This window comes from uncultured Subdoligranulum sp. (genome assembly GCF_937890665.1).
In genome coordinates this window covers 1-11,323 of sequence record NZ_CALADU010000179.1, presented here as the reverse complement: position 1 = coordinate 11,323, position 11,323 = coordinate 1, and the positions used below count along the sequence as shown (strand labels likewise).

The window sequence follows — 11,323 nt, the reverse complement described above, 5'->3', positions numbered from 1 at the left end:
CGGCGCAATGTTTTGGATAACGGGATGAACGGGGAGCAAACGAGCACCGAGGCGGCTGCTCGCGCCGCCGTGCGAGACGGCGACCCGTCGGTGGAGGTCCTGGTCATGGTGCGTCATGGGGATGGTAGCGTGCATTTCCTGCCATGGCAGGAGGAAGGCCGCGCGGTGGCAGCTGACTGCCCGCCCTGCCAGGAGGACAGCGTGGCCATCGCCCGCCAGCGGTTGCGGCTGCCGGGGTACTTCAGCAAGCGCTGGACCGTCGATTGCGTCATTGAGGAGTTAGAAGGGCAGAACCGGCGCTTTCTGCCGGAGTGGCAGCAGGCGCCGATGCTGAAAGGGGAACTGGTGCTGTTGCTGAATGAAAATTTGACCGCGCATCTGTCCCGGACGGTGCTGCGCTATGACCGTTGGGACGGGTTGACTTGGCAGAAGGAGGAAGCCGATGAAGGAAGTGGAATTTAACCTGTTGGACGAACCCTGGGTGCGGGTGCTTTGTCTGGACTGTACCGTGCGGGAGGTGTCCCTGACGGATGCCCTGCTGCATGCGCACGAGTACAAGGCGTTGGCCGGTGAACTGCCAACGCAGGATGTGGCGGTGCTGCGGCTGCTTTTGGCGGTATTGTATACGGCCTTTTCCCGCGTGGACGTGCAAGGGGAAAACGCACCGATTGGCGCAGGGGAGGATCCTGACTTGGCCCTGGAACGCTGGGAGAGCCTGTGGCATTCGAAACATTTTCCTGTACAGCCGCTCACGACATATTTGGAAAAGTGGCATGAACGATTCTGGCTGTTCCACCCGGAACGCCCTTTCTGGCAGGTACCACAGGCTAAAATCGGTACGGCCTACAGTGCGGCAAAACTGAACGGGGAAATCTCAGAAAGCAGCAACAAACTGCGGATGTTTACGGCTTACAGCGGCACAGGAAAATCGGAGCTAAGCTATGCGCAGGCAGCGCGGTGGCTGTTGTATGTGAACGGGTTTGACGATACATCAGCAAAACCAAAGGAGAAAGGATTGCCGTCGACGGGGGCCGGTTGGCTGGGAAAAGTGGGACTGATCCTGGCGCAGGGGAACACGCTGTTTGAAACGCTGATGCTCAATCTGGTCTTGCTGAAAGACGGCGAACAACCGTGGCAGCCGCCGCTGCCTTGCTGGGAGCTGTCGGAGGCGCGCAGCGCAGAGCGCACTGAGATCCCGCAGCCGGACGACCTTGCAGCGCTGCTCACATTACAATCCCGACGTCTGCTCCTGCACCGGGAGGACGAGAAAGTTATCGGGTATACCCTGCTGGGTGGCGACTTCTTTGCGAGGGAGAACGCTTTCTGTGAGCAAATGACCGTTTGGTGGGCAGTACCGGCGGCCAAAAACAGACCTGTTGTGTATCTGCCAAAACGGCACGATCCGGCCAAACAGTTTTGGCGGGAATTTCCAAGTGTGTTTTTGCAGGAATCAGACGGAAGATGTCCAGGAGTCGTGCGGTGGGTCGAGGAATTGACCCGCTTGAATGACGCAATCCTGGACAGGAAAACACTGATCCGCTTTCAGATCACCGGGGTGGGGTATGGCGACAAGGACTTTTTTGTGACGGACACTTTCAGTGATTCTCTCACCTTCCATGCCGCATTGCTGGACGAACTGGGCAGGCGATGGCGGCAGAAGATCACCGATGAGATCGGCCGCTGTGAGAAATTGGCCCAAGCGGTCGGAAACCTGGCCCGAAATCTGGACATCGCCGCCAGCGACCCGGATCACGCCAGTAAAAAGAATTCCGCGAAAGCAGCCCAGGAACAGTTCTATTTTCGGTTGGACCAGTCCTTCCGTCGCTGGCTGTGTGACATCGACCCGGCGTGGGATGGCGAAACGGCAGAAGAGTACGTCCGCCAGTGGCGGGCCAACGCCAAACGGATCGCCCAAACATTGGGCAGCCAGCTGGTGTACCAGAGCGGCAACGCGGCTTTTATCGGACGGATGATCAAAACCTCCAGTGGCAAAGCGAGCGACAAGGAAACGTACTATTCGGCCCCGAAGGTGTACAACTGGTTCCTGGCCGACGTGAACAGAGTCTATCAAAAATAAGGAGGAGCGCGTATGACACAAAGACAGCAACTGCAGCGCTATGTGGCCGCCCGGCTGCGCTGGCTGCAGACCCTGCCGGAGCACCCGCGCAAAGCGCAGCTGGCGGACCTGCGCCGCGGTGTGGGCCACGCCCCCGGCGAACTGCCGGAACTGTGGGGCGTATTTTTGCAGGGTATGCCCGAAGAACTACAAAGTCGCACGGGGGACCCCACTTGGGCCGAGTGGGCAATCTATCTGGTCCTGACCCTCTACGCCCTGCACCAGCAGGGCCAGACAAGCCCCATGCATAAGGAGGGGGAAGGCTTGGGCAAGGCCGCCCGTCTGCTGGTGCCGCCCGGGCAGGACCCCGGCGAAAGCAGCATCCAAAAGCGCTTCAATATGCTGGCTACCGCCACACAGATGCCGGAAATTTCTCACCATCTGCGCGGGATGATCCAACTGTTGCGTGCGAATGGTATACCGCTGGACTATGTGCAGCTGGCATGCGACCTGTATGACCTGCAATTTCCCGATGCCATGCCCCATGTCCGCCTGCGCTGGGGCCAGGATTTTTACCATGACACCAAAGAAGAAAACACGGAAAATGCGTGACGTTTTCCCCGATCATAGAAAGAAAAGGAGCATAGATTATGGAACCCAAACGTCTGTATGTTGATTTTCATGTATTGCAGACCGTGCCGCCCAGTTGCGTCAACCGCGACGATACCGGCAGCCCCAAGACCGCTGTGTACGGCGGCACCACCCGCGCCCGCGTTTCCTCCCAAGCCTGGAAGCGGGCGATGCGGCTGATGTTCCGGGAGGGACTTCTCGACAGCGAGCAGGTCGGCGACCGCACCAAAAAGATCGTTGGGCTGGTGGCGGATGAGATTGAAGCCCTGGCGCCGGGGCAGGATGCCAAAAAGATGGCGCGGGATGCCCTGAGTCTGGCAGGCCTCAGCAAAATCAAGGAGGATAAGGAGGATGCCGACACCCTGTTCTTCATGAGCCGTGCCCAGGCCCGGGCTCTCGCGCAGCTGGCCGTCGAAGGAAATAACGACAAGAAGGCGTACAAGGACGCCCTCAAGGCGGCACCCTCGGTGGATATGGTGTTGTTTGGCCGCATGGTAGCCAGTGACCCGTCGCTGAACTACGACGCTGCCGCACAGGTGGCGCACAGCATCTCCACCCACGCCGTGCAGAACGAATACGATTATTTCACCGCCGTCGATGACTGCGCGCCGGAAGACAATGCCGGTGCGGGGCATTTGGGTACAGTCGAGTACAACTCTTCTACACTCTACCGCTACGCCACCGTCAATGTAAAGGAGTTGGAAGAACAGTTGGGCGGCGAAGCGGCGCCCGGTGTTATCCGTACTTTTGGTGAGGCCTTTGTCCGTTCAATGCCCACGGGCAAGCAGAATACCTTTGCCAACCGCACCCTGCCCGATGCCGTCTATGTGACGCTGCGCACCGACCAGCCGGTCAACCTCTGCGGTGCCTTTGAAAAGGCGGTCCCCGCCACGGCAAACGGCTTTGTCGGACCTTCCAAAGCGGCCCTGGCGGATTACGCGCAAAAGGTGTATACCTGTTATGCCGACGCGCCGCTGCAGGCGTTCACGGTGGGCGAAGGGCTGGAAACGTTGGCCCCGGCGCAGCCGCTTGGTCGCATGTTGGATGCCCTTGAAACGGCCGTGCGGCAGCAATTGAACGCAGAAACCGGGAATGAGGTGGAATAATGGCCACATTGTTGCTGCGCCTGGCGGCACCGCTGCAATCCTGGGGCGCAGATTCCAAATTTGAGACCCGAAAGACAGAGCGCGAACCGACCAAGAGCGGCGTCATCGGCCTGCTGGCGGCGGCCCTGGGCCTGCGCCGGGACGATGACGCCGGGTTACAGCCGCTGTGCGGTCTGCGCTTTGGCGTGCGTATCGACCGGGAAGGCGAACTTTTGGTCGATTTTCATACCGCCGGCAATCCCACGCCGCAGCAGGTGCGGGCTGCCCGCCGCAACGGCAAAGTGCCGGGCGCGCGCTATGTCACCCAGCGGCATTACCTGGCCGATGCGGTCTTTCTCGTTGGCCTTGAAAGCGAGGATGAAGCCCTGCTGCAAAAACTGGTCTGGGCATTGGGACACCCGGCCTACCCGCTGTTTTTGGGGCGGCGCTCCTGCCCACCCACGCTGCCGCTTTGCCTGGGCATCCGACCGTTGCCGCTGGAAGCAGCCCTGCGGGCGGAACCGGCACAGACATCCGACGCGGCGGGGCAGGAGATTCGTTGCCGCATTGTGATGGACGCTGACCTTGCCCAGCCCGGCGCGGCACCCCGGCGGGACCTGCCGTGTTCTTTCAGCCCTATCCACCGCCAATATGCGTATCGTGCAGCGGCGGAAAGTGAAATTGTTCTGCAGCCCGCCGCCGGACCGGACGGACTGGAAACAGAACACGACCCTTTTGCAGAATTGTGAGGTGCCGGCTATGTATTTGTCCCGAGTAGAATTGGACCTTACCCGCCGTGCCACTATGCAAGCGTTGGTCGCTCCGCAAAAGTTGCATGGCGCTGTCGAATCCGCTTTTGAAGGGGAACGCCGGCGCCGCCTGTGGCGGTTGGACCGCTTGGGTGGGAAACTGTATTTGCTGCTGCTCAGTGAGGATCAGCCTGATCTGACCGGCATTGCCGCGCAGTTTGGCCCCGTTGCCGGAGTGGGTATTGCGGAAACACGCGACTATACGCCGATGCTAAAGCGTGTCACGCCCGGCAGCGTTTGGCAGTTTCGCCTGACGGCCAATCCCACCAAAAGCTGCCCTAACCCCAAGGACGCGGCAGCCCGTGGTACAGTGCGGGCGCACTGCACGGTGGAATATCAGCAGCAATGGCTTTTGCAGCGGGCTGAAAAGCATGGCTTTGCCCTGACGCCGGACAGTTTTACCGTCACGGCGTCGCGGTGGCTGCAATTTGCCAAAGGCGGCGACCGGCGGCACCCGGTCACGCTGTTGTCTGTCACCTATGAAGGCGTTTTGGAAGTCACCGACCCGCAGGCTTTCTGCCAACTGCTGACGGAAGGTATTGGCCGTGGCAAGGCATACGGCCTGGGCCTGATGACGGTGATGCACAGGGGGTGAACACGTTGGCCGAACTGCCCGGCATGATCCGCCCGGAACTGCAGGCCTTGCCGCAGGTCAAGGACCGCATGACCTTTTTATATCTGGAGCATTGCACATTAGGGCGACAAGACGGCGCCATCACGGTGACGGATGAAAAGGGCGTCGTCCATATCCCGGCAGCGGCCATCTCTGTGTTGCTGCTTGGCCCCGGTACCCGCGTGACCCACCGCGCCATGGAACTGATAGGTGATACCGGTGTGGGGGCCGTCTGGGTAGGGGAGCACGGTGTGCGCTACTATGCCCATGGACGCCCGTTGACGACCCGCGCAAACTTGCTGTTGCGGCAGGCCGAGTTGGTCACCAACACCCGCAAGCACCTGGCTGTGGTGCGGAAAATGTATCAACTACGCTTCCCGGAAGAGGATGTTTCCCGGTTGACCATGCAGCAGCTGCGGGGCCGCGAGGGGAGCCGTGTGCGGAGTGTGTACCGCAAAGCGTCCAAAGAGAGTGGCGTGCCCTGGAATGGCCGCTTGTATCGGCCGGAGGATTTTGCCGCCGGGGACAAGGTAAATCAGGCACTTTCGGCGGGGCATGCCTGCCTGTATGGGCTGGCACACGCCGCGATCGTTGCTCTTGGCTGTGCGCCCGGCTTGGGATTTGTCCATGTGGGGCATGAAGGTTCTTTTGTTTATGATATTGCGGACCTCTATAAAGCGGAAGTTACCATTCCTATTGCTTTCCAGGCGGCGGCAGAAGACCCGGAGGACTTGCCGGCTGTGGTGCGCCGCCGTGTGCGTGACGCTATGGTGGAACATCATATTCTGGAACGCATGGTTCACGATATTCGTTGGCTGTTGCAGGACGAAGAAACAGCAGAGAAAACCGTGGAGGAAGCAGTCTATTTGTGGGATGACCGGCTGGGCACGGTAGCCAACGGCGTCAACTATTTTGAAGCAGGGGAGGGGGATGCGTCATTATCGTCATCACCATGACTGATTGCCCGCCCCGCCTGCGGGGCGACCTGTCCAAATGGTTGTGTGAGATCAATACAGGGGTCTATGTTGGCCAGGTAAGCGGCCGTGTGCGCGATGCGCTGTGGGACCGCGTCTGTAAAAATTTGCAGACGGGCCGAGCCACTATGGTTTATACGACTAACGGTGAGCAGAAGATGGATTTTCGTGTGCATAACACGACTTGGACGCCGGTGGATTTTGATGGGATCAAGCTCATGCGCCGGCCTTTGCCGCAGGGGGCGACGGAAGCCCTGCCGCTGAAGCCCGGTTTCAGCAAGGCAGGCAAACGGCAGATGGCAGCCCGGCAGGCGGGCGCGCGTGCCCGTACCGGTGAATGCTTGGTATGGATCGATCTGGAGACCACTGGTCTGCAGCCAGACCGGGATGAGATCATTGAGTTTGGGGCGCTCCGCCTGGATGGCGACAGAGAAACCGAATTCAGTTGCCTGGTTCGACCGTCTGGTCCGTTACCTCAGACAGTTGCAGAATTGACGGGTCTGACAGACGAGATGCTGCAAGAGCAAGGCGTTGCTATGGAGCAGGCGTTGAAGAAATTTCTGAGTTTTATCGGAAAAGACCGGCTGATTGGGTATAATCTTTCGTTTGATATGGTTTTTTTGCGCGCTGCCTGCCAGCGCAACGGCCAGCCAATGCCCACAAACCGCAGTGTGGATTTGCTGAACCTTGCACGGCGCAAAGTCAGCGGCGTCAGCAATTTCAAACTGACAACGCTTGCCGCGCATTTTGCACTGGCACAGCAAACATCTCATCGGGCCCTGGCAGATTGCCGGTTGATGCGAGAAATTTACATAAAACTGAATGAATAGCGGATGATGGCTGATATAAAACGACGGTTTTATGAGATCTTTTTAGGCTTGTCCCCGCGCCCGCGGGGGTGATCCCTGCCCAATTAAGAGCAGCAGTTTGTTTTGCAGCTTGTCCCCGCGCCCGCGGGGGTGATCCTACGGCTGCAAGCCCCTATGGCGTTTTCGGCGGCTTGTCCCCGCGCCCGCGGGGGTGATCCTAAAGGGAAGCCCATTGGTTCGGGAAACCACTGCTTGTCCCCGCGCCCGCGGGGGTGATCCCATTTGAAACCCCGTCAACAGCGCATAACCAAGCTTGTCCCCGCGCCCGCGGGGGTGATCCCCCTTCGACCGCGCCGAAGTTCAAAGTAGTCATCTTGTCCCCGCGCCCGCGGGGGTGATCCTACTCGCATTGCGAGTTATAATGTGGACACAGTCTTGTCCCCGCGCCCGCGGGGGTGATCCCGAGATTTTTACACAAATTCGGGTATCAGATGACTTGTCCCCGCGCCCGCGGGGGTGATCCACATCGTGGCCGCGAACTTGACGGCGGAGTGCAGCTTGTCCCCGCGCCCGCGGGGGTGATCCTGCCCTGGGCATCAGCTACGGACAGTATGTGGCCTTGTCCCCGCGCCCGCGGGGGTGATCCTACAATGCAATATGTGGTATCATAGTATCACCGCTTGTCCCCGCGCCCGCGGGGGTGATCCTCATGATGAGGCCCATCCTCTGGTGACGATGCTGCTTGTCCCCGCGCCCGCGGGGGTGATCCCCATTGCAAGGCAACGTGAATCAGCAATAGCGGCTTGTCCCCGCGCCCGCGGGGGTGATCCTCCGTATCAGAGATATTGCTATAGTATCAAGATCTTGTCCCCGCGCCCGCGGGGGTGATCCATGGGAACAGCGTAGGCAATCCAACAGCAAGAAGCTTGTCCCCGCGCCCGCGGGGGTGATCCCTTCCAGCAAGCCGGAAAACAGGCGGCCAGTTTTCTTGTCCCCGCGCCCGCGGGGGTGATCCCAGGGGGCTATCTGTATGCAGTATAACACACGGCTTGTCCCCGCGCCCGCGGGGGTGATCCCTCTTCCGGGCATTTCCCGTACCACAAAATCTGCTTGTCCCCGCGCCCGCGGGGGTGATCCCTGGTTGGAAGGCTATTGTCCCGAAGAATTTTGCTTATCCCCGCGCTTGCGGGGGTGATCCCCAGGAACGCGGCTTGTACGAAGTGAGCAAAGACTTATCCCCGCGCCCGCGGGGGTGATCCCTACACGCCGGAGTACCGAGAGACCAGCGGCGTCTTATCCCCGCGCCTGCGGGGGCAATTTCTGTGCATCGGGAAAACAAAAGCGGCCGCCCGGATATATATCCGGGCGGCCGTAAAGCTGCGGTATCAGAGAAAATCAGAGTCGCTTTTTATGGAAGAACCATGCGGCGGCCATCCCAAAGCCGGACAGGATCAAAACGCCTACCAGGAACAACACCGGGAAGCTGTCGCCCGTCTGGGGGACAACGGTGGAAGTAGTCTGTGCGTTTGTCTGCTCCGCAGCGGGGGCGTCCGCAGAAGTTGCGGCAGGTGCAGAGGGGGCAGAGCTGTCTTTTTGCTCGTTGGAAGAGCCGGGCTGTTCGGGCTGGCCGGAACTGCCTGCTTCAAAGTGCCAGGTGCCCACGAAAGTCACATCCCCGTCAATGGTCTTGATTTCGGCGTCCCAGCCCACGAAGCTCCATACACCGCCGTCCACTTCTACACGGGTGGAAGACAACGCGGCTGCCTTTACAGTCGTGCCGAGCGGATACCGCTGAGTATCTACCGGCAGCAGTTGGGTGACCTGGTCAGGAAGCGGCCGGTCCGGCGTGTCGCTCTGGAACTGGTAGGAAACACTGTAGCTTTCCTGCCAGGTCAGAACGAAGGGCGAGAAGGTGCTGGTGGTAAAGCGAATACCGTGTTCCGTGGTTTCGACGGGGATCGAATAGGCGTTGCAGTTGGCGATTTCCGATTCCAGATCGTCAACAGTCATGTCGCGGTCCAAGCCGTCAAAATGTACCAGATGGAAGATGTACCCGTCATCCGTACCGTCGGGATAGGGCAGATAAAACGTCACGGGCTTGCAGGGCTGGACCCAGGTGTTGCCGTTTGCAACATCTACCAGGTCCAGATACACCGATTCATAATAACGGTTTTCGCCGTCGGTGCCCAGAACCTCGTTGGTACGGTCCTGCAAAAGCTGGTCGCTGTTTTCAGCGTGTACGATGCTGTCGGCTAAGAGTTCCACTTTGCCGTCTACCACTTTGACCTGGCTGTCGTTGACGAAAAACTCCGTGTCGGGGTCCAGTACGGCAGTGGGGGCCGTGACCTCCTCAACAGGCGGTTCGGTTATTGTGTCGGTGGTGGAACCGTCGGTGGTGACGCCGCGGATCGTGAGTTTGCTGGCCTGGGTGATCACAGGGTACACGATCCTGCAAAACGGGTCAAAGTAAGTTGGAGTTTTCGTAGGTGCGGGCGCGGTAGCGGAACGTGGACAGCGGCATCCCGCAGGCTTTGGCGGCGGCTGTTCCGGTGGTCTCTCCCTTTTTCCAACTTTGGTAGATGGTGGGGAAGTTTTCGGGCAGCGGTTTGGGGATGCGTCCAAAACGGACGCCGCGCGCCTTGGCGGCGGCAATGCCTTCTGTCTGCCGCTGGCGGATCGTTACCCGCTCGTTTTCAGCGACAAAGGACAGGATCTGCAATACGATATCCGCCAAAAAGGTCCCCACCAGGTCCTTTCCGCGCCGGGTATCCAGCAAAGGCATGTCCAGCACTACGATGTCAACGCCTTTCTTTTTGGTAAGAAGGCTCCACTGCTCCAAAATCTCGGTGTAATTGCGACCAAGACGATCGATGCTCTTTATATAGAGCAGATCGTCTTTTTTAATTTCCGCACCAGTTTCTGGTACTGCGGGCGGTCAAAGTCTTTGCCGCTCTGCCGGTCAAGGTAGATGTTCTGCCGGGTGATGCCGGTCGCCGACAGGGCGTCGAGCTGCCGGGCTTCGTTTTGTTCCCGCGTGCTGACGCGGGCGTACCCGTAAGTTGTGGTTTCGATGATCGGTTCCCTCCCTTATACAAAGATACCTAGATTATATAGCGGGAAAGCGTATGCCTTCCAGCGTATTGGTGGGCAGGGGACGCACTGCGTATGCGCATTTTGCACAAAAAATAGCAGCAAAATTTGGAAATACGATTGCCACATATGCCACGATTCGCACCACTTGGGGAAAGTAAATTGAAATGGGGGCAATGAGTCTATATAATGAAATAATGAAAAAAATGTGAAAAGAAACGATAAAATTTCTCACCACATGAAAGGGGACGAACATGCGAAAAAAGGTCAACCTGAATAAGGAGTGGATTTTTACCGGCCCCCAGGGAACGGACGCGGCGGTGGATGTGCCGCATACCTGGAACGCGGTGGATGGTCAGGACGGTGGCAATGACTACTGGCGCGGTACCTGTACCTATAAAAAGCGGTTCGCGGCGCCGTCGTTTGACGCGGCTACCCAGGACGTATATCTGGAATTCGAGGGCGTAAACGCCAGCGCCGACGTGCAGTTGAACGGCCGCATGGTGATGCACCATGACGGCGGCTACTCTACCTTCCGGCATTGCGTGACGGATCTGCTGCACGCGGAAAACCAGTTGATCGTCCAGGTGGACAACGGCGTGAATGACCGGGTATATCCGCAGAAGGCGGACTTTACCTTCTACGGCGGCATTTACCGGGATGTGAACCTGATCGTAGTCAACAAGCACCGCTTCTGCATGGACCATTTCGGCGGTCCCGGCCTGAAAGTGACCCCCACGGTCCAGGGGGCGGACGGCGATGTCCGGGTAGAATCCTGGTGCAACGTGGAAGATCCCGAAGTCGAAGTGGTCCTCACCGACCGGGACGGCAACGAGGTGGCCCGCGGAACGGGCACCGACATCACCCTGCGGATCGAGAACGTCCACCTGTGGGACGGCGTGGCGGACCCCTACCTGTACACCGCAACGCTGCGCCTGATGGAAAACGGCAGCGCGGTGGACGAGGTGAGTTGCCGGTTCGGTGTGCGCACCTTCCACATGGACCCGAAGGAAGCGTTCTTCCTGAACGGGCGGCGGTATCCGCTGCACGGTGTTTCCCGCCATCAGGACCGCAAGGGCATCGGCAATGCGCTTACCAAAGAACATCATGAGGAGGATATGGCTCTGATCCGGGAGATCGGCGCCAACACCATCCGCCTGGCCCACTACCAGCACGACCAGTATTTCTATGATCTGTGCGATACCTACGGCATGATCGTTTGGGCCGAGATCCCCTACATCTCCGAACATATGCCCC

Annotated in this window: 9 protein-coding genes, 2 pseudogenes and 1 CRISPR repeat array; of the genes and pseudogenes, 9 read left to right on the top strand and 2 right to left on the bottom strand. The window is 59.2% G+C overall.

The features are described 5' to 3' along the window. The 8 genes and pseudogenes from Q0526_RS10290 to cas2e all read left to right on the top strand — a co-directional run. Positions 1-462 (top strand): annotated as a pseudogene (locus tag Q0526_RS10290) (CRISPR-associated helicase/endonuclease Cas3); the annotation flags it as partial. Further along, positions 443-2,077: a type I-E CRISPR-associated protein Cse1/CasA gene (casA, locus tag Q0526_RS10285; RefSeq protein WP_298733197.1), complete on the top strand. Its 1,635-nt coding sequence runs from the start codon at positions 443-445 to the stop codon at positions 2,075-2,077. The pseudogene Q0526_RS10290 and the gene casA, both read left to right, overlap by 20 nt. A 12-nt stretch (positions 2,078-2,089) precedes the next feature. Then, on the top strand, positions 2,090-2,668 hold the full coding sequence (casB, locus tag Q0526_RS10280) for a type I-E CRISPR-associated protein Cse2/CasB (RefSeq protein ID WP_298733195.1): 579 nt from the start codon (positions 2,090-2,092) through the stop codon (positions 2,666-2,668). Between the two features lie 38 nt (positions 2,669-2,706). Further along, complete coding sequence (cas7e, locus tag Q0526_RS10275; protein WP_298733193.1) at positions 2,707-3,792, top strand: type I-E CRISPR-associated protein Cas7/Cse4/CasC; 1,086 nt, start codon at positions 2,707-2,709, stop codon at positions 3,790-3,792. After that, positions 3,792-4,520, top strand: a complete 729-nt coding sequence (gene cas5e / locus Q0526_RS10270; protein WP_298733191.1) for a type I-E CRISPR-associated protein Cas5/CasD — start codon at positions 3,792-3,794, stop codon at positions 4,518-4,520. The genes cas7e and cas5e overlap by 1 nt, the downstream gene beginning before the upstream one ends. Before the next feature lie 10 nt (positions 4,521-4,530). Continuing rightward, a complete protein-coding gene (cas6e, locus tag Q0526_RS10265; protein WP_298733188.1) occupies positions 4,531-5,175 on the top strand; it encodes a type I-E CRISPR-associated protein Cas6/Cse3/CasE in 645 nt (214 codons plus the stop codon). Between the two features lie 5 nt (positions 5,176-5,180). Then, positions 5,181-6,149, top strand: coding sequence for a type I-E CRISPR-associated endonuclease Cas1e (gene cas1e / locus Q0526_RS10260; protein WP_298733186.1), 969 nt, complete (start codon positions 5,181-5,183; stop codon positions 6,147-6,149). Further along, entirely contained in the window at positions 6,146-6,997 is an 852-nt protein-coding gene (gene cas2e / locus Q0526_RS10255; RefSeq protein WP_298733184.1) for a type I-E CRISPR-associated endoribonuclease Cas2e, read from the top strand. The genes cas1e and cas2e overlap by 4 nt, the downstream gene beginning before the upstream one ends. 47 nt (positions 6,998-7,044) lie before the next feature. After that, positions 7,045-8,296: a CRISPR direct-repeat array (repeat unit 28 nt; unit sequence CTTGTCCCCGCGCCCGCGGGGGTGATCC). A 75-nt stretch (positions 8,297-8,371) separates the two neighbouring features. Here cas2e and Q0526_RS10250 read toward each other — a convergent pair. Together Q0526_RS10250 and Q0526_RS10245 are read right to left on the bottom strand one after the other, a co-directional pair. Next, complete coding sequence (locus Q0526_RS10250) at positions 8,372-9,412, bottom strand: SHIRT domain-containing protein (RefSeq protein ID WP_298733182.1); 1,041 nt, start codon at positions 9,410-9,412, stop codon at positions 8,372-8,374. 25 nt (positions 9,413-9,437) lie between these two features. Beyond that, positions 9,438-10,048: pseudogene (locus Q0526_RS10245) on the bottom strand (recombinase family protein). Positions 10,049-10,320: 272 nt separating this feature from the next. Between Q0526_RS10245 and Q0526_RS10240 the strand changes: the two are divergent. Next, positions 10,321-11,323: glycoside hydrolase family 2 TIM barrel-domain containing protein (locus Q0526_RS10240; RefSeq protein ID WP_298733180.1), on the top strand; the 1,003-nt coding region annotated here is incomplete at its 3' end.

Coding starts and splice junctions, on each gene's coding strand:
- casA (WP_298733197.1), top strand. CDS start 443: ATGAAGGAAGTGGAATTTAACCTGTTGGACGAACCCTGGGTGCGGGTG.
- casB (WP_298733195.1), top strand. CDS start 2,090: ATGACACAAAGACAGCAACTGCAGCGCTATGTGGCCGCCCGGCTGCGC.
- cas7e (WP_298733193.1), top strand. CDS start 2,707: ATGGAACCCAAACGTCTGTATGTTGATTTTCATGTATTGCAGACCGTG.
- cas5e (WP_298733191.1), top strand. CDS start 3,792: ATGGCCACATTGTTGCTGCGCCTGGCGGCACCGCTGCAATCCTGGGGC.
- cas6e (WP_298733188.1), top strand. CDS start 4,531: ATGTATTTGTCCCGAGTAGAATTGGACCTTACCCGCCGTGCCACTATG.
- cas2e (WP_298733184.1), top strand. CDS start 6,146: ATGACTGATTGCCCGCCCCGCCTGCGGGGCGACCTGTCCAAATGGTTG.